The 17,430-nt window shown below is 73.0% G+C and carries 12 protein-coding genes; 6 read left to right on the top strand and 6 right to left on the bottom strand.

The window, feature by feature from the left end:
- Nucleotides 1–4: 4 nt before the first annotated feature.
- Both ACGFNV_RS27160 and ACGFNV_RS27155 read right to left on the bottom strand, forming a co-directional pair.
- Entirely contained in the window at nucleotides 5–439 is a 435-nt protein-coding gene (locus ACGFNV_RS27160) for a roadblock/LC7 domain-containing protein (protein ID WP_133929586.1), read from the bottom strand.
- The gene (locus ACGFNV_RS27155; protein WP_393625624.1) at nucleotides 436–3,318 is read right to left on the bottom strand and encodes a nitrate- and nitrite sensing domain-containing protein; all 2,883 of its coding nucleotides are present in this window, start codon (nucleotides 3,316–3,318) and stop codon (nucleotides 436–438) included. The genes ACGFNV_RS27160 and ACGFNV_RS27155 overlap by 4 nt, the downstream gene beginning before the upstream one ends.
- A gap of 420 nt (nucleotides 3,319–3,738) precedes the next feature.
- Here ACGFNV_RS27155 and ACGFNV_RS27150 point away from each other — a divergent pair, with 420 nt between their 5' ends.
- Complete coding sequence (locus ACGFNV_RS27150; protein WP_393625622.1) at nucleotides 3,739–4,269, top strand: hypothetical protein; 531 nt, start codon at nucleotides 3,739–3,741, stop codon at nucleotides 4,267–4,269.
- Between the two features lie 335 nt (nucleotides 4,270–4,604).
- Here the strand turns inward: ACGFNV_RS27150 and ACGFNV_RS27145 are convergent, their stop codons facing one another.
- From ACGFNV_RS27145 to ACGFNV_RS27130, 4 genes are all read right to left on the bottom strand, one after another.
- Nucleotides 4,605–9,353 carry a hypothetical protein gene (locus ACGFNV_RS27145; protein ID WP_393625621.1) on the bottom strand — a complete coding sequence of 1,583 codons (4,749 nt, stop codon included), beginning with the start codon at nucleotides 9,351–9,353 and terminating at the stop codon, nucleotides 4,605–4,607.
- A gap of 78 nt (nucleotides 9,354–9,431) precedes the next feature.
- The gene (locus ACGFNV_RS27140; RefSeq protein WP_393625619.1) at nucleotides 9,432–10,310 is read right to left on the bottom strand and encodes a hypothetical protein; all 879 of its coding nucleotides are present in this window, start codon (nucleotides 10,308–10,310) and stop codon (nucleotides 9,432–9,434) included.
- Nucleotides 10,311–10,410: 100 nt separating this feature from the next.
- Nucleotides 10,411–11,937, bottom strand: coding sequence for a hypothetical protein (locus ACGFNV_RS27135; RefSeq protein ID WP_393625617.1), 1,527 nt, complete (start codon nucleotides 11,935–11,937; stop codon nucleotides 10,411–10,413).
- A gap of 126 nt (nucleotides 11,938–12,063) precedes the next feature.
- Nucleotides 12,064–12,759 carry a GntR family transcriptional regulator gene (locus ACGFNV_RS27130; protein WP_393625615.1) on the bottom strand — a complete coding sequence of 232 codons (696 nt, stop codon included), beginning with the start codon at nucleotides 12,757–12,759 and terminating at the stop codon, nucleotides 12,064–12,066.
- Between the two features lie 171 nt (nucleotides 12,760–12,930).
- On the opposite strand from ACGFNV_RS27130, the gene ACGFNV_RS27125 reads away from it, so the two are divergent.
- From ACGFNV_RS27125 to ACGFNV_RS27105, 5 genes are read left to right on the top strand one after another with little or no spacing between them, the layout of a single operon-like run.
- Entirely contained in the window at nucleotides 12,931–14,232 is a 1,302-nt protein-coding gene (locus tag ACGFNV_RS27125) for an MFS transporter (RefSeq protein WP_393625614.1), read from the top strand.
- A 56-nt stretch (nucleotides 14,233–14,288) separates the two neighbouring features.
- Nucleotides 14,289–15,134: a putative hydro-lyase gene (locus tag ACGFNV_RS27120; protein ID WP_393625687.1), complete on the top strand. Its 846-nt coding sequence runs from the start codon at nucleotides 14,289–14,291 to the stop codon at nucleotides 15,132–15,134.
- Nucleotides 15,135–15,152: 18 nt separating this feature from the next.
- Complete coding sequence (locus ACGFNV_RS27115; RefSeq protein WP_393625612.1) at nucleotides 15,153–15,911, top strand: LamB/YcsF family protein; 759 nt, start codon at nucleotides 15,153–15,155, stop codon at nucleotides 15,909–15,911.
- Nucleotides 15,908–16,528: an allophanate hydrolase subunit 1 gene (locus ACGFNV_RS27110; protein ID WP_393625610.1), complete on the top strand. Its 621-nt coding sequence runs from the start codon at nucleotides 15,908–15,910 to the stop codon at nucleotides 16,526–16,528. Before ACGFNV_RS27115 ends, ACGFNV_RS27110 begins: the two co-directional genes overlap by 4 nt.
- A complete protein-coding gene (locus ACGFNV_RS27105) occupies nucleotides 16,525–17,394 on the top strand; it encodes a biotin-dependent carboxyltransferase family protein (protein ID WP_393625608.1) in 870 nt (289 codons plus the stop codon). Before ACGFNV_RS27110 ends, ACGFNV_RS27105 begins: the two co-directional genes overlap by 4 nt.
- The last annotated feature ends 36 nt before the right edge of the window (nucleotides 17,395–17,430 follow it).

Here is a 17,430-nt window from a genome sequence, read left to right as displayed (position 1 = left end):
CCCACTACCCGCCCGAGGGCAGATCGGTGCGCGGGGCGCTGCCCAGATGTACGCCGACCCGCTTGACCAGGAGCGTCATCTCGTAGGCCACCTGGCCGACATCGGAGTCGGCGTCGGCGAGCACGGCGAGGCAGCTGCCGTCGCCCGCGGCGGTCACGAAGAGGAAGGCGTCGTCGAGTTCGACCACGGTCTGTCGGACGTTGCCGGCCTCGAAGTGGCGGCCGACGCCCTTGGCGAGGCTGTGGAATCCGGAGGCCACGGCGGCCAGGTGTTCGCTGTCCTCCCTGGTCAGATCCCTGGACACCCCGGTCGGCAGGCCGTCGCCGGAAAGCACGAGGGCCTTGCGGATACTGGCGACGCGGTCGACGAGGTCGTCGAGGAGCCAGTTCAACCCGCCCTGGTTGGTCGCGGTGTGGCCGGTCGGCTTTGGTGCGGTCATCGACCGTCCCCCTTCGTCGTTCGTTGTGGTGCTGTGCCACTGTCGGCGTCGTCGCCCGCGGCGTTCTCTGCGCGGCCGCGTTGCCAGCCGCGCTGGAGCGAGGCCATTCGGCTGCGCACCTCGTCGGCGTCGCGCTCGACAAGATCCGTCGTGTCCTCGGTGCGCCGTCCGGAGCCCTGCTTCAGTTGCGGAGCCAGGTTGGCCTGGCGTACCCGCCTGGGCAGCGCCCCGGTGCCGGAGCCGGTCTCGTGAGGGGAGACGCCCTGGCCGGCCTCGTGCGGCGCGCGGTCGGAGCGCTGGTCCCCTTCGTCCGAGGCGCCGCCCGCGGTCGCGGGACGCGCGCGCCTGGGAAGGGCGGGAGGTTCCGCAGGCTCCTCGAAGCCGCGGCCAGGGTACGCGGAGGACTCCGCGGGGCGATCGGGGCCGCCGGGCCCGCGGCGGAGGGGCGCCTCCGTGCCACGGCGGCGGGTCGGCAGCGGGGCGGGCAGCCCGGTCTCCGGACGGCGCGGACCCGGGTGCGTCGAGGGATCCTCGTCCGCCTCTTCCCGTCGGGATCGCTGCTCGGTGACCGGGCGCCCGTGCGAGCTGACGAGCTTGGGCGTCCGGCGGCGCGGCAGCGGTACGGGGTCACCGGAGTCCGAGCCCGTGTCGGTCGCCTCGGCGCCGCCACCCGCGCCGTGGAGGCGTCGGCCGGACTCCTCGAGGCGGCCGGTCGGTGTCGCGTCGGGGTGGGCGGCGGCGTGGCGCGGACGGAAGAGCGCGCCCCGCTCCCCGTCCTCCTGGTCGAGCGGGTCGGGGAAGCCGGCGAGAGCGTCCAGATCGACCGGTGCCTCCAGCTCGACCGGGCCGTCGAGGAGCGAGGAAGGCAGGCCAGGGGGCAGGACGGGCACCTGGGAGAGCGCGGGCCTGCGGCTGTCCGCGGCCTCGGCCTCCTTGGCGGCCCGGGGCCGGTCGAGGCGGAAGCCGACACCGTTGGTGTCCGGGACGTCGTCGGTGAGCAGAGCATCGGGGATGAAGACCACAGCGGTCGTTCCGCCGTACGGGGACGGCTGCAGCGAGACCCGGACGTTCTGCCGCTGGGCGAGCCGGCTGACGACGAACAGTCCGAGCCGGTCGGTGTCGGACAGTTCGAACTCGGGTGTCTCGGCGAGCCGGAGGTTGGCGTCCAGGAGTGCCTCGGCCGCCATGCCGAGACCACGGTCGTGGATTTCCAGGGTGAAACCGTTGGCCACCCGCTCGCCCAGGACCTGGACGGCGGTGTGCGGCGGGGAGAACACGGTGGCGTTCTCGAGGAGCTCGGCCACGAGATGGGTGAGGTCGGCGACGGCCGGGCCGGTGACGGCGACCCTCGGCAGACGGCGGACCTCGATGCGTTCGTAGTCCTCGACCTCGGCGACCGCGGCCCTGACGACGTCCATGAGCTGGACCGGCTTGCGCCACTGTCGGGACGGGGCGGCGCCGGAGAGGATCACGAGGCCCTCGGCGTGGCGGCGCATGCGGGTGGTCAGGTGGTCGAGGCGGAACAGGTCGGCGAGTTCCTCGGTGTCCTCGGTCCTGCGTTCCATGGTGTCGAGCAGAGTGAGCTGCTTGTGCAGGAGGACCTGGCTGCGGCGGGCGAGGTTGACGAAGACCTCGGAGACTCCGGATCGAAGCTCGGCCTGCTTGACGGCGGCTTCGACGGCGGCGCGCTGGAGGGTGTTGAGGGCCTGTCCGACGTCCCCGATCTCGTTCTTGTCGTACTCAAGGCGCGGGACCTCGGTCTCGACGTCGACCTGTTCTCCGGCGGACAGGCGGCGCATCACGCTGGGCAGCCGGACGCCGGACGCCTCGTGGGCCTCCAGGCGCAGCTGGCGCAGGTCGCGTATGAGGGTGCGGCCGATGCGTATGGACAGGAAGAGCGAGACGAGCAGGGCGATCAGACCGAGGACGCCCACGATGATCGCCTGGACGATTCCGCTGATCGCGACGGGGCGGACGCGGTCCTGGTAGCGGTCGTTGGCCTGGTCGTCGAGGGTGGCGAGTTCGTCGAGGACGTTTCCGGCCGCGGTGTCCCAGGTCTCGGCGGTGACGCCACGGGGCATGCTGCCGGACTTGGCGGCGATGGTGGACCGCTCGGCCGCCCGCAGCGGGGCGGTGGTGGCGTTCTTCCAGAAGCTGTCATAGCGTTCGCGCTCCGCTGTGGGCAGCTGCGCGAGGCTGATGTCGTAGACGGCTTGCCGCTGGGCCTCGAGGTCCGAGACGCGACGGACCTCGTCACGGGTGACCTGGCCCACGACGAGGGCGGAACCGAGGAGGGCGTCCTCCTGGGAGAGCAGTTCGCGGGCGCGGGCGACGTTGACAAGTGCCCGGTACTGCTTGTCCATCTCCACGGTGTCGACGACGTCCAGGGTGGACAGCAGGGTGTAGCAGGGGTCGATCAAGCGGTTGTAGAGGTCCAGGGCCTGCGCCCGGGTGACGGTGCCCTCCTCGACACTGCGGCGCAGGGAGTCCAGGCCCTCGAAGGCGTCCAGAACCGCGGTGAGCCTGTCGCCGTCGTCCTGGTCGAGGGCGTCGCGCACATCCGAGTCCTTGGAGTTGCGGCGGATCTCGGCGACGGCCTCGTCGGTGCCGGTCCGTGTGTGACGGAGCGCGGCAAAGGCGTTGGCGGCGCGGGGATCGGCCAGGTAGACCAGGGTCTGGCGGCGTTCCTGCTGGATGACGCGGACGGTGTCCTCGACCGGGTAGCCGATCTTCTCCACCACGTCCGACACGTTGAACAGCCGACTGGCTTCTCGCCCTGTGAGGACCGTGGCGAAGCCCCAGACTGCCGTCAGGGACACCAGCGGCACGAGCAGCAGCGCCACGATCTTCCGGCGGATGGACTTCCCGCGAAAGCGCATGGCCTCCCCCAGCTCAACCCCCGTCGTCCCGGGGGTACACATGTGCGTCAACAAACGGCGCGAGCCTACTACCGACGCACAGGTAACTCGAAAGCCGGTCCGGAACCTGAACTTCCACACCGGCGGCTAGACATCAGGAGTTGTCCGTCCATTGCGGGAGATTGCGACACCACATCCTGCGACGGTCTCCTGACCGGAACCGGGCGGCTCTGCCGAGCAGTTGGCCAGAATTTTTCCTTTCTTGGGAATCTTCGGGGTGCCTCGTTCGTCCTTCTCTACGGGAGTTGGGGGCGGAATCGGCCACAGGAGCCGTGTCCCGCACCTGGGCGGCGTAAAACAGCGCAAGCCGGGCAGCCACTGGGGAGCCGGTCCTTTCGGGCCGGGGCGAGCGGTCTGCTGGCGGTGGGGAGTGACACCTTGATGGGCACGGCGGAGCGACACGAGGCGCCTGCGCGCGACGTGGCGGCGCACACGACGGCAGAGCGGAGTACCGAGGCACCGGATCGCGACATTCCATCAGATGGCCGCGGGCAGGAGAAGGCACGTCAGGAGAGGTTGTCCTACCGGCCCTTGTGGATCGAGGAGCCCGCGCGGCGACGTCGGCTGCCCGACCCGGTGCGTACGGCGGCCGTGCGCGCCGTTCTGATCATCGCTGTGACGCTGCTTCAGGCGATGGTGGCCTTTCTGTGCACGATGGCCGGCTCCTGGCTGGCGGCCCCGATGGTGATCAGCAGCGTGGTGAGCACGATCGTCGCCACGTGGTGCGCCTTGGACGTGTGGGTGACGCGCCAGGTCTGGAACCAGCGCAACGGCGTGGTCTCGGCGCCCAGCAGCACCGCACGGGCCCTGCGCCGCGAGCGACGCCGCGCCCGTCGGCAGGCGCGCGCCGCCGAGCGGGCGCAGGAGCGGATACGTCGGTCCGGTGGGACGGGTCGGTTGTCGCACCCCTGACGGCCGGTCGGGTGCTGTGCTGCTCCTGAGCAGCAGTGGCTGGTGAGCTCCGGGGCATCGAGCGGTCGGCCGACCGGCCCCGGACTCACCGGACGGTCACACGACGGGGGACGTCACGCCGTCCTCCGCCGGGGCGCCGTCTGGCGCGGGGCGCGCGCTGCAAGTGGCGCCTGGACGAGAGGGTTTGCCACGGCGCCCGGCGTTTCGTCCAGCGCCACCGGACCGGTGTCCTCGCCGAGCACCGGGGCGAGAACCCGGCCGCGCCGGGCGCTCCCCTCACCGCCCAGACGGCCGACTGAAGGAGGGCGTGGGCCGAGCCGAGGGAGCGCGCCGGATCAACCGGTGGTCGGCGCGGGGCGTTTGTACATCCTCGTCGCCGTGATCTCGCTGTGCACCGCCTCCCCCGCCTGGGGCTGCTGGGGCAATCCCGGGCGGAGGTGTTCCTCCACGCTGATGTACTTCAGGCCCGCCCTGAGGTCGGCGTCGTTGCGCAGTCGGATGACCAGCGGGAACTCCGCCAGAGCGGTCGTGTCGAACAGACCGGTGGTGTAGAGGAGCTGCACGCCGAGGGCGTCGGAGACCGCCCGCTGGAGCTCCAGCAGGTAGGTGGCGTTGGCGCGGCCGATGGGGTTGTCGAGGAACAGGGTTCCGGCGTGCCGGTGCTTGTCGCGGCCCCGGTCGTTCGACCTCAGTGCGGCCATCGTGCAGTACAGCGCGATCGCGGCCGTGAGGAGCTGACCACCGGAGAACACGTCGCCCATCTGCCCGACGGGCACGCGCTCGGCGCGCAGCACGGCGTCCGGCTTGAGGATCTCGACGGCGACGCCCTTGGGTTGCAGGGCGGCGGCGACTCCTCGCAGCAGCAGCGACATGCCGTCGCGCCGCAGGTCGGAGTTCTTCTTCACGGCCGCGCGGGTCGCCTCGTCGATGACCTCGCCGAGCCGTTCGGTGAGCGTGGCCTGATCGGGCTCCTCAAAGCGGATGCGCAGGAACTCCTGCCCGGACCACTCCCCGAGCCCCTCGGGGAGGCGGGAGAGGCGCTGGGCGGACCTGAGCGTGGCGAGGGCCGACTCGACGAGCCCTCTGAGCCGGTCCACGATCGAGTCCCTGTTCCGCTCCAGCTGCGCCAACTCGTCGGTGAGGACGCGCAGTCGGGGCGCGAAGGCGTCCGCCCACTTCTGGGCATGCTCGGGCAGCGCTGCGGCGGGCAGCTCGCGGATCTGTTGGCGCGCGGGGGTGCGTACCTGCTCGTAGCGGGTGGAGTTGGCGTGCCGGACGAGGATGTCGCTCGCCTCGCGCACGGCCGACTCGGCCGCGGACAGGTCGGCGGCGCACCCGCGCAGCGAACGCCGGGCCTCGGCGGCCGACTGGCGGGCCTCGTCCAGGCTGCCGGGGTACGGCTCGGGCTCCTCCTGCTCCTCCTCCGGGGCGTGCTCACGCAGCAGGTCGCGCAGCATCGCGGCGGTCTCCTCGAAGCCGCCGACGGCGTCCTCGGCGGCGCGGTGGGCGTCGAGCAGTTCGGCGTGCGCCTCCCGGGCCTGGGCCAACGCCTCCGTGCGGGACGCCAGTTCGGTGGCCGCGGTCCGCAGGAGTGCCTGGGCGTGCTCGGCGTCGCGCGGTTGCTGGTCCTCCGGCAGCTCGGTGTGAGCCTGGCCGTCCTCGGGGGCGTGCCGTTCGGCCTCGCCGCGCAGCCGACCGAGCTGCTCGCTCGCGCTGGACATGCGGGTCTCCAGGAGCTGCACCAGCTCTTCCGCGCGCGCGGCGGCGGCCTGCCGGGACGGTCCGTCGGAGCCGTCGGGCGACTGGAGCAGCTGCTCCGCGCGCGTACGGACCTTGTTGCTGAGCCGGTCCAGATCGGCCCGGGCCGCGCTCTCGTCGCTCTCCGCGCGGGCCTGCTCGGCCCGCAGGTCGGCGCCGACGCCGACCTTCTCGTAGACCTGCGAGGCGGCCCGGTAGGCCTCGCGGAGGGCGGGCAGCGACGCCTTGGGCCCGTCCGTGTCGTCCTCCGGTACGTCGTCGGGGGCGCCGGCGATCTCGGAGCGCTCGGCGCGCAGCGCACGCGCGGTACGGCGGGCGTCGTCGGCGGCACGCTGCGCGGCGCGCCGGTCCTCGTCGGCGGCGCGAGCCCGCTCCAGGCAGGACTGGGCCCGGGCCTCCGACTCGGTGGCTTCGTCGGCGAGTTCGCGCAGCTTGACCTGCCAGCCGGCACGCTCGCGCAGCCGGAAGGCGAGTCCGGCGAGGGCGTCGGCGGCGCGCCGGGCCTTCTGCGCGGCCTCCTGCCGCTCGTCCCGCAGTTGCGCGGCCTCGGCGGCGGCCTCGTCGGCCTCCGCCCGCACGGTCCGCGCCTCGGCGAGCTCGGCTTCCGCCTCCTCGGCGAACGCGCGTGCCTCCCGGGCACCCTCGGCCAGCTCCAGGAGCCGCCCGGCCGGACAGCCGGTACGCCATGAGGCGAGCCGCGCCGCCAGCTCACGGTCCTTGCCGAGCCGGGCGGCGAGCGTGCGGATCTCCTCGTCCCGCTCGGTCGCCCGCGCGCGCAGCGCCTGCCGCTCCTCGTCGGCTGCGTGCTCGTCGTGCATGGCCGGGTTCGGCGGTACGAGGAAGACGTCGCCGGTGTCCGAGTCCGGTGCCGGGGTCGGTGCGAGCAGGGCGGCGGCCGTGCCGACCGCCACGGCGGACCTCGGCAGCAGCGCGGCGTCGCTGAGCGCCTCGCGGGCCCGCGCGTGCGAGTCCGGGTCGGTGATGATCACGCCGTCGACCAGTTCCGGGCGGGCGGCCAGCACGCGCGCGTGGTCGGTGGGGTCGACGGCCTGGGCGAGGTAGCGCCAGCCGGGCAGCGCGGGAATGCCGTGCTCGCCGAGGAACTCGACGGTGGCGAGCACGTCCGGGCCGGGCGGCAACAGTCCGCCGTCACCGAGGGCACCGAGGATCCGGGAGTCGTCGGCGGCCGCGGTGCGCATCTCGAACAGCTGACGCTCGGCGGAGGAGACCGCGTCGTCGAGGAGTTCGCGCAGTTCGTCGGCGAAGCGGTCGAGGTCCTCGGGGGTGAGGAGGCCGTCCGCCAGGTCGCCGCGACTGAGGGGGGTGGGCGTGGGCCGCGTGCCTTCGGTGAGGGCACCGGAGTGCGGCGCTGGGGGCGTTGCGTCGGGCTCGGTGGCGGAACGCCGCGCGGAGGTCCCGTCGCCGGTGCCGTCGGCCTCCGCCCGGGGGGCCGGCACCGTGCCGCGGCCCTCGCCTGAGCCGGCGGGCAGGCTCAGCAGCTCCGCCAGCCGGTCCTCCGCCGCCAGCCCCTCGGCGATGCGGCGCTCGGCCTCGTACGAGCGTTCCGCCGCGGTGGCCGCGTCGGCCGCGCGGGCCGCCGTGAGTTCCGCGCGGGACTCGGCCGAGGCCGTCTCACGCGCGTGCTCGGTGGCCTTGCGGGAGGCTTCCCGCGCGGTGTCCCAGGCGGCGACGGCGGCCTTCTCGGCGTCGCTGGCCGCGAGGGCCGCGCGCGCGGGGTCGGCGTCGGGCGCGCTGTCGTCGAGCCAGCCCGCGCGCACCGCCTCGGCGGTCTCCTCCTCGACCTCGGTCAGGCGCTGGCGCAGATGGCCGACCTCGCTGCGGGCACGCTGGGCGTCGGTCGCCGCGGACGTGGAGTCCCGGTGGGCCGCCTCGCCGACCTCCTGGAGGGCGGCGGACCGCTCCTCCTCCTCATTGGCGTGGCTCTCGGCTCTCTCGGCGGCCGCGTGCAGGGCCCGCACGAGGTCGACGGCGGCCTTGGCGCGGGCGGCGAGCGCGGGCGCCGCGTCCCGCTCGGCCTCCTGGATCGCGGCGGACACGCGCGCGACACGGTCGGCGGCGGCACGGTGGCGCAGGACGGCCTCGGCCGCCTGCCAGGCGGAGTGCAGGGTGCGCGCGTCGGCGAGTTCACGCTTCTGCGCGGCGGCGGACTTCTCGGCGGCGGCCAGCGCCAACGAGGCGTGCCGGTAGGCGAGTTCGGCCGCGATCAGCGCGCTGCGCTCTCGGGCGCCCTCGGAGTGCGTCACGGCGTGTGCGGCGGCCGTGACCCGCTGGGCGAGGTCGGTGGCCCGTGCGCGCTCCCGCACCGCGCGCGCGGACAGCCGCCTGGCCAGGGTGCGGGTACGGCGCTCGGCCCCGGTGTGGACGTCACGCGCGCGTGAGCGGGCCTCGGCGGCCTCGACGATCCGTCCGAGCAGGTCGACGGACCCGGCGGTGAAGTCCCGTTCGGCGATCAGCTCGGCGCGTCGGCCGAGCTTGTTGCCGAAGCCGCTGACGAGGTCGGCGAGGCCGTCCGTGTCACGCGTGTCCGTCACGGCCCGCAGGAGGAGATCGGTGAAGTCGGAGTCCTTCTTGACCGCGAAGAGGCCGGCGGCCTCACCCTCGTCGGCGTTCATCTCGCGCTGGTAGCGGAAGAGTTCCGGGTCGAGCCCGAGGTCACCGAGGTGCTCGATCCACCGGTCGTGGATCTCCTCCCAGTGCACCTCCAGGTACGGGTACGCCTTGCCGGCCTCGGTGAGGGCGTCCCGGAACCCCTTCATGGTGCGCCGACGGCCCTGAGCGCCCGACTGACCCTCGACGGACGGCCGTACCGCTGTGGACTCGGCGACGGGCAGGTTGTCCAGGGTCAGTCCTGGGCCGGGCCGGAACGAGTACCAGGCCTCGGCGAACTTGCGCGGGTCGTTGGAGACCTGGCGCCCGCGCCACTCGCTCACCTTGCCGACGACCACGCACTCGCCGGTCAGCACGTGCTGCCACTCCAGCGCCACATGCCCGCAGTCGTCGGCGAGCAGGAATTTGCGCAGCACACCGGAACTGGCGCCGCCGAGGGTGTTGCGGTGACCCGGCAGCATCACGGAGAAGATCAGCTTGAGCAGTACGGACTTGCCGCCGCCGTTCTCCAGGAAGAGCACACCGGCGGGCGCGGGCCGGCGCGGCGGGCCGACGGGCTCCTCCTCGAAGAACTCCGCCTGCATGGGGGCGGGGTCGGGCACGATGTCGCCCACACCCCGCAGGTCAAGCACGGTGTCGGCGTAACGCGCACCGGCGGGCCCGATGGAGTAGAGGCGGACCCGGGACAGCTCGTACATGGCGGACTCTCGTAAATCTTCGGCAGATCAGGGGGTTCAGAAGCCTCGGGAGCTTTGGTGCTCCGGTGCTCCGGTGCTTCAGGAGTGGAACGGCAGTCCGGCGTCGGCCACCAGGTCCAGGGCCTCGGTTTCCTCGGCGGGCAGCAGCGTCGGCGTGCCGTCGGTCATCGGGACCACGCCCAGTTCGAGGAGCTCGGCCATGGCGGCGCTTCCCGCCATGTCGCGCACCTGGAGCTGGTACCGCGCCGTCGTCCGATACGTGCCGCCGTTGTCGTCGCCGGTGCGCTGCAGGAACCCGGAGTCGGTGAGGAACGCGACCGCCTTGCCGACGATGCCCGTGGTGGAACCCGCCAGCCTGCGCGCGTCCTTGGTGGCACCGGTGGAGCTGCGTCTGGCCCAGATCCGCCAGGCGGCCTCCAGGCCGGGCGCCTCGGTGGCCGGGTCGGTGTTCTCGCCCTGGAGTTCGGCGCGCTCCTCCAGCCGACGGCACGCCTGCCGCACGAACGCGTCCACCCCGTTGACGCTGACCCGCCCGATGTACCCGTCGTCAGCGAGGTCCTCCGGACGCGGGAACGCCATGGCGGCGACCGCGAGGTGAGCCAGCCCGTGCAGGAACCGGTCGCCGGAGTCGGCGGAGGTACGCCGGGCGTAGTCACCCATGCGAACGGCGAACACCGAGTCCTCGGCGGCGGTCACGGCCATCCCCGCGCGCGGGGACACCTCCAGCACGATGAGCCCCAGCCCCGCCGCCACGGCATCCGCGAGCCGCGCGAACGGCGGGTCCTCCCGGTATCGCCGCAACAACTCCGTGTACTCCTGGTCGCGCGCGGGCTGCAGCTTGGGCTGCAGCCCGAAGGCGACGAGCCGCGCCGCGTCAGCGGCGTCGGCGGGCGTGACGGCGGGGGACGCCGACGGCACCGCGGCCTCCGCGTCACTCCACTCGACGTGCTCACTCACGACTGCAACTCCTCGAACTTGTCATCAGGGCTCAGGGCAACACACCCAGGGACGCCGGGCACGCGGCACACCACCGAAAACCCGCACACGAACGACGACATCACGCCGCCTCCGTCCGACCCGCCGCCATCCCCACCGCGTCCAGCAGAGCCGTCCCCACGATCAGATCCGCTCCACCGAACTCGGGATCCTCCAGCTCCACCCCGTCGTCCACGGCGAACAACAGCTTCTCCTCGCCCTGCCGATACGCCGTCCCCACCGGCGGGCTGGCGGCATGAACAGCCAACAGCGCCACCAGATACGGCAGATCGGGATCGGACCGACGCGCCTCCGCCAGCAATCCCGACAGGCGTCGCGGCGCATCGGCGGGCAGGTCCAGCAACTCCATCGCCGCCGCCAGCTGCTCCTCGCTGAACCGGCTGTCGTCCGGCGTGGCGATGAGGTCCGGTTCGGGCATCTCCGCCCCGAGATGCTCCCGCTCCATCGGCGGTGTCAGCAGTATGTCGACCAGGTCACCGACTCGCACGGACACCGGCGTTCGCAACCCCGTCCCGCGCGCGAAGAACGCGTCGGTGACCCGGATCGCCTGTTCCATCGGCAGCGGGAGGACCGGCGCGACGAGGTGCCCGTACAGGTCTATCCCCGATGCCGTCATCGGTGTGGCGAAGGCCTGCCGGTCCTGCTCGGCGCGGAACAGGGGCCCGGCCTCCAGCAGCCTGGACTGGAGCTGGGTGTGGCGGCGGATGCAGTCCTTGACGATGTCGACGAGTTCGGCCGCGCGCCGCTTGTTCTCCGGGTCCTCGGACTCGTCGCGCGCCTTGCGGATGTTGGTGAGGATCGCGTTCTCGTGGCGGTAACGGTCGGCTACGTGGTCGAGTGCCTCGGCGATCATGTCGGGCACCGTGTTGAGCCAGTCCACCGCGCGGACGTTGCGCCGGGTCGCCTCCAGGGCCCTGCGCAGGGTCTCGGAGTACTGCACGGTGCGGTAGCGGGCCTGCTCGGCCGCCAGCTGCGCGTCAGCGAGCCGACCGCGGCTGATCAGCACCTCCAGCTTGACCTCGGCGGCGATCTGCGCGCTGGTGACGTCGGTGTCGAGGGCGCCGACGAGGACGTTGACGGCTTCGTCCGTCGTACGGAGGTAGACGCTGCCGCCGTAGCCGGGCACCTCCTCGATCAGCTTGAAGTCGTAGTCGCGGCGCACATAGCTGCCGTCGGGCGCGAACGTGCCGTACACGGCGCGGAAGCCACGGTCGACGCTGCCGACGTTGATCAGGTTCTCCAGGACCCAGCGGGCCACCCGCTCGTGCTCGGCGACGGGCCGGTTCGGGGCCTGGGCGGCGATGCGCGGGATGAGCCGGGCGACGATCTGGTCGTGGTCGGCGCCCGTGTCGAAGTCCATGTTCAGGGTGACCAGGTCGATGGCGGCCAGGGCGATCTCCGCCATGCCGTAGACCGAGTACTCGCCGGCGAGGTTGGCCTTGCGAGCGTCGAGGTCGTGGATCGGTGCCGTGCACGCGAGCGCGCGCAGCCGCCGCGCCAGCCCCTCGTCGGCGGCCGGGCCCGGTGCGGGGCGCGGCCCCGCGCTGAGCTGGGGCGGAACGCTGTCCGTCGATGCAGGCGAAGTCACGGTGCACAGACTAGGTCCTCGGTCTGACAACGGCCCAAACGACGAGGGCGGGCCCGCCCGGCCCAGGCCGTGTCCGCGAAGTCCCGCCTGGCCTGCGGGCAGACGGCGCTACCTTGCAGACACGACCTAGCCCTCCTCCCCCACCCTCCGCCGGTACACCTCCACCACCCGCGCCAGCGAGTCGTCGAGGTAGGTCGCGAGCAGCCTCTCGGCACCGGCCCTGTCCCCGGCCTGCAGGGCCTGGAGGATCTGCTGGTTGCGGGTGAGGTAGGGCTCGTGCAGCCGGCGGGGGTCGTCCACGACGTGGAAGGCGAGGCGCAGCTCCGCGAAGACGCTGCGCATCAGTTCGTCGGTGCGTTCGCTGCCGGCGAGCGCGACGAGTTCGCGGTGGAAGTGGATGTTGGCCGTGCCCAGCTCCTTCCAGTCCTTCTGGACGGACGCCAGCTGTCCTTCCGTGACCGCCGCCGCGAGGCTCTCCAGCGCGTACGGCGGCTCGCCGAGTCCTCGGACGACGGCGCACTCGACGAGGGCGCGGGTGCGGTAGATGTCCTCGACGTCCTCGACGGTCAGGACGCGCACGAACACGCCCCGGTTCAGTTCGTGGACGAGCAGGCGTTCGTGGGTGAGCAGCCGGAACGCCTCGCGCAAGGTGTTGCGGGAAACGCCGAGCGCCCCGCCGATGCTGTCCTCCGACAGCCGTGTCCCGGGCGGGAAGTAGCCGTCCGCGATCCGGCTTCTGAGGATGTCCGACACCCGTTCGGCCGTGCTGGTGCGGCCCAGAAGGGCGCGGTCGTCGGCCAGTCCCGCCAGCTGCTCTGCCATGCCCGGAATTCAAGCGCAGACAGAAGAACGAGACAACATGGGTATTGAAGGATCGTTGAACGATCCCCTACGGTGCTACTCACGGCCCCCGCCCCGCCCCCACCGCGGCACCCCGGACCCCGCACGGCACGGCTCACTCCCAGCACCCTCCTCCTCTTCTGCGAGGTGCACATGAGCACGACCCCTCCACCGCAGGACCTCACCACAGCAACCCAGCCCGGAACCGATGAATGCGCCGCCGACGACGGCGCGTTCGGCTGGCTCCGCGCCCTCGGCCCGCGCGGCCGCCGCGCCTTCGCCGGCGCGTTCGGCGGCTATGCGCTGGACTCGTACGACTACTTCACGCTGCCGCTGAGCATGGTCGCCCTGGCCGCCTACTTCGGCCTGGACAGCGGCCAGACCGGCCTCTTCACCACCGTCACGCTCGTGGTCTCCGCGATCGGCGGCGCCCTCGCGGGCGTGCTGGCCGACCGGGTCGGCCGGGTCAGGGCGCTGATGGTCACGGTGATCACGTACGCGGTGTTCACCGTCGCCTGCGGCTTCGCGCCCAACTACGAGACGCTGCTGGTCTTCAGGGCCCTGCAGGGCCTGGGATTCGGCGGCGAGTGGGCGGTCGGCGCGATCCTCGTCGCTGAGTACGCGAGCGCGAAGCACCGCGGCCGCACGCTCGGCGCGATCCAGAGTTCCTGGGCCGTGGGCTGGGCGCTCGCCGCGATCGTGTACACGCTGGTCTTCTCGTTCCTCGGCGCCGACCTGGCCTGGCGGGTGATGTTCTGGACCGGCGCCCTGCCCGCGCTGCTCATCGTGTGGATGCGGCGCCGGGTGCAGGACGCCCCCGAGGCGGTCGCGGTGCGCGAGGCGAGTACCGGGAAGGGATCGTTCAGGGCGATCTTCGGGCCCGGTCTGCTGCGCACCACGGTCTTCGCGGCGCTGCTCTCCACCGGCGTCCAGGGCGGCTACTACACCCTCGCCACCTGGGTGCCCACGTATCTGAAGACCGAGCGCGGCCTCTCGGTCGTCGGGACCGGCGGCTACCTGACGTTCCTGATCTCGGGCGCGTTCGCCGGCTACCTCACCGGCGGCTACCTCACCGACCGGCTGGGCCGCCGACGCAACATCTGGCTGTTCGCCCTGCTGTCGGCCCTGTGCATCCTCGCGTACGCGAACATCCCCGGTGGTGCCGACACCCTGCTCCTGGTGCTCGGTTTCCCGCTCGGGTTCTGCATGTCGGCGATCTTCAGCGGCTTCGGCTCCTACCTGAGTGAGCTGTACCCGACGGCGGTGCGCGGCACGGGCCAGGGCTTCACGTACAACACCGGCCGCGCTGTCGGCGCCGTCTTCCCCACCAGTGTCGGCTTCCTGGCCGACAGTTGGGGCGTGGGCGGTGCGCTGGTCTTCGGGGCGATCGGCTACGGCATCGCGGCCCTGGCGCTGCTGGGGCTGCCGGAGACGCGCGGAAAGGAACTGGTGTGAACCGTACGGAACACGGCACGAGCCACCGCGCCCCGACCCTCACGGACGACCGCTCGCTGGATCTCCCGGACAAGCGCCCCCTCACTCTCACGCACGACCGCCCCTTGACCCTCGTCGACGAGCACGCGCACGCGTGGAGCCCGAGAAGCGCGCGGGAGCGCTTTCGGGAGGGTCTGGCGGGCCCCACGGCCGGGGTCGCGGCGGGACACACCCAGGTCAACCTGATCTCGGTGCCCGCGGACTGGGCGTACGAGATGCTGCTGTTCTGCCAGCGCAATCCGAAGCCGTGCCCCGTGCTGGACGTGACGGACGCCGGATCGTTCAACACGGTCCTCGCGGACGGCGCCGACCTGCGCACCGATCTGCCGCGCTATCGGGTCTGGCGCGACGGCGAGTTGGTGGACGAGCCGACGGACGTGCTCGATCACTGGCGCGGCGACCTGGTGTCGTTCCTGATCGGGTGCAGCTTCACCTTCGAGTGGGCGCTGTCCGAGGCGGGCGTCCCGATCCGTCACGTCGAGCAGGGGCGCAACGTACCGATGTACGTGACGAACCGTCAGTGCCGTTCCGCGGGGCGGCTGCACGGTCCGATGGTGGTGTCCATGCGGCCGGTTCCGCCGCGGCATCTGGCGGCGGCCATCCGGGAGAGCAGTCTGCTCCCTGCGGTGCACGGCGGCCCCGTGCACTGCGGCGACCCGTCGGGCCTCGGCATCGACGACCTCGGCCGCCCCGACTTCGGGGACCCGGTGGACGCCGATCCGGACGACATCCCGGTGTTCTGGGCCTGTGGTGTGACCCCGCAGGCCGCGGTGATGGCCTCACGGCCTCCGTTCGCCCTCACGCACGCACCGGGGCAGATGTTCCTCACCGACGCCCGCGACGAGCAGTACCGCGTGGCCTGACAGGAGACACGAGGGTCCATGACACCGATCGATCTGAACGCCGACCTCGGCGAGGGTTTCGGCCGCTGGCGGCTGACCGACGACGAGCGGCTGCTGTCCGTCGTCACCAGCGCCAACGTGGCCTGCGGCTTCCACGCCGGGGACGCGGCCACCATGCGGCGGGTGTGCGAGCTGGCGGCCGAGCGCGGGGTACGGATCGGCGCCCAGGTCTCCTACCGGGACCTCGCGGGGTTCGGGCGGCGTGCGATGGACGTACCGCCCGCCGAGCTCGCGGCCGAGGTGGCCTACCAGATCGGCGCCCTGGAGGTGTTCGCCCGCGCGGCGGGCTCCCGCGTGGCGTACGTCAAGCCGCACGGCGCGCTCTACAACCGCGTCGTGCACGACGAGGAGCAGGCCCGCGCGGTCGTCGACGGCGTGCTCCTCGCGGACGGCTCCCTGCCCGTGCTCGGCCTGCCCGGCTCGCGCCTGCTGGAGCTGGCCGGCAAGGCCGGGCTGCCGACCGTCACCGAGGCGTTCGCGGACCGCGCGTACACCGACGAGGGCACCCTCGTGCCGCGCGGCCGGGAGGGTGCCGTGGTCACCGACCCGGACGCGGTCGTGGAGCGCTCGGTGAGCCTCGCCCGCTCCGGCTCGGTCGTCGCCCGTTCCGGCGCCCGCATCGAGGTACGCGCGCGTTCCCTGTGCCTGCACGGGGACACGCCCGGCGCGGTGGAGCTGGCCCGCCGGGTGCGGCAGCGGCTGGAGGAGTCGGGCGTCCGGGTGGAGGCCTTCGCATGAGGGCCCTGCCCGTCGGCGACAGCGCCCTGCTCGTCGAGTTCTCCTCGGGCGACGAGGCCCAGGCCCTGCACGCGGAGCTGCTGCGCCGCCGCGCGGAGGGCACGCTGACCGTTCGGGAGATCGTCCCCGCGGCCCGTACCGTCCTCCTCGACGGCCTGGAGGACCCGGTCCGTTGGGCATCCGAACTGACCGCCACCGACCTCCCTCCCGCTCCCCCACGCGCGCAGGACGTGGTCGAGATCCCGGTGCGCTACGACGGCCCGGACCTCGCCGACGTCGCCGCCCACTGGGGCGTCGCGGAGGACGAGGTGGCCGCCGTCCACGCGTCCGCCGAGTTCCGTGTCGCGTTCTGCGGTTTCGCGCCCGGCTTCGGCTACCTCACCGGCCTCCCGCCGCGCTACGACGTACCGCGGCGGGCCACACCGCGCACGGCCGTCCCGGCCGGGGCGGTGGCGCTGGCCGGCCCGTACACGGGCGTGTACCCGCGCTCGTCACCCGGCGGCTGGCAGCTCATCGGCACCACGGACGCGGTGCTGTGGGACCACGCGCGCGTGCCCGCCGCCCTGCTGTCGCCGGGCACGCGCGTGCGCTTCGTCGCGACGGGGCCGGCCGCATGACCGACCGCGCGCTCGTCGTCGTACGCGCCGGGGCGCTGACCACCGTGCAGGACCGGGGCCGCCCGGGACACGCGCACCTCGGCGTGCCCCGTTCGGGGGCGCTGGACGCCCCCGCGGCGGCGCTCGTCAACCGGCTGGTCGGGAACACGCCCGACGCTGCCGTCCTGGAGACCACCCTCAACGGCTGCGCCGTCCGGCCCCGTTCCACGGTCACGGTGGCGGTCGGCGGCGCGCCCTGCCCGGTCACCGTCGACGGACGGCCGGTCGCCTGGGGCGCGCCCGTGCGCGTACCCGCCGGATCGGTCCTGGACGTCGGTGCGGCCGCACAGGGCGTGCGCGGCTACGTGGCCGTCTCCGGTGGCATCGCCGTCGAGCCGGTCCTCGGCAGCCGATCCACCGACCTGCTGTCCGGTCTCGGCCCCGCCCCCCTCACGGACGGCACGGTCCTTCCCCTGGGGCCCGTGATCGGCCCCCACGCGCGTGTGGACGTCGCCCCGCAGCCCCGGCCCCCCGCCGAACTCGTGCTGCGCGTCACCATGGGCCCGCGCGACGACTGGTTCACGCCCGACGCGGTACGGACGTTCACCTCACGCCCGTACCGCGTGTCCTCGGCGAGCAACCGCATCGGTCTGCGTACGGAGGGCCCGGCCCTGGAACGGGCCCGGCCGGGGGAACTCCCCAGTGAGGGCATGGTGCTGGGCGCGGTCCAGGTCCCGCCGAACGGACGGCCGATGGTGTTCCTGGCGGACCATCCGACCACCGGGGGCTACCCGGTGATCGGGGTCGTCCGCACCGCCGACCTCCCCGCTGTGGCACAGGCGCTCCCGGGCACTCCGGTCCGCTTCACGGCGGTACGGCGCCGGTAGGGCCGGTCACGCCCGACCAGAACCTGCGCACCCGGC

This window comes from Streptomyces sp. NPDC048751, from assembly GCF_043198595.1.
Lineage (GTDB): Bacteria > Actinomycetota > Actinomycetes > Streptomycetales > Streptomycetaceae > Streptomyces.
This window is presented reverse-complemented; position numbering and strand designations above follow the sequence as displayed.

Excerpts from the sequence above, each read along its gene's own strand:
- ACGFNV_RS27160 (WP_133929586.1), bottom strand. The coding sequence starts at position 439 with ATGACCGCACCAAAGCCGACCGGCCACACCGCGACCAACCAGGGCGGG.
- ACGFNV_RS27155 (WP_393625624.1), bottom strand. The coding sequence starts at position 3,318 with ATGCGCTTTCGCGGGAAGTCCATCCGCCGGAAGATCGTGGCGCTGCTG.
- ACGFNV_RS27150 (WP_393625622.1), top strand. The coding sequence starts at position 3,739 with ATGGGCACGGCGGAGCGACACGAGGCGCCTGCGCGCGACGTGGCGGCG.
- ACGFNV_RS27145 (WP_393625621.1), bottom strand. The coding sequence starts at position 9,353 with ATGTACGAGCTGTCCCGGGTCCGCCTCTACTCCATCGGGCCCGCCGGT.
- ACGFNV_RS27130 (WP_393625615.1), bottom strand. The coding sequence starts at position 12,759 with ATGGCAGAGCAGCTGGCGGGACTGGCCGACGACCGCGCCCTTCTGGGC.
- ACGFNV_RS27125 (WP_393625614.1), top strand. The coding sequence starts at position 12,931 with ATGAGCACGACCCCTCCACCGCAGGACCTCACCACAGCAACCCAGCCC.
- ACGFNV_RS27115 (WP_393625612.1), top strand. The coding sequence starts at position 15,153 with ATGACACCGATCGATCTGAACGCCGACCTCGGCGAGGGTTTCGGCCGC.
- ACGFNV_RS27110 (WP_393625610.1), top strand. The coding sequence starts at position 15,908 with ATGAGGGCCCTGCCCGTCGGCGACAGCGCCCTGCTCGTCGAGTTCTCC.
- ACGFNV_RS27105 (WP_393625608.1), top strand. The coding sequence starts at position 16,525 with ATGACCGACCGCGCGCTCGTCGTCGTACGCGCCGGGGCGCTGACCACC.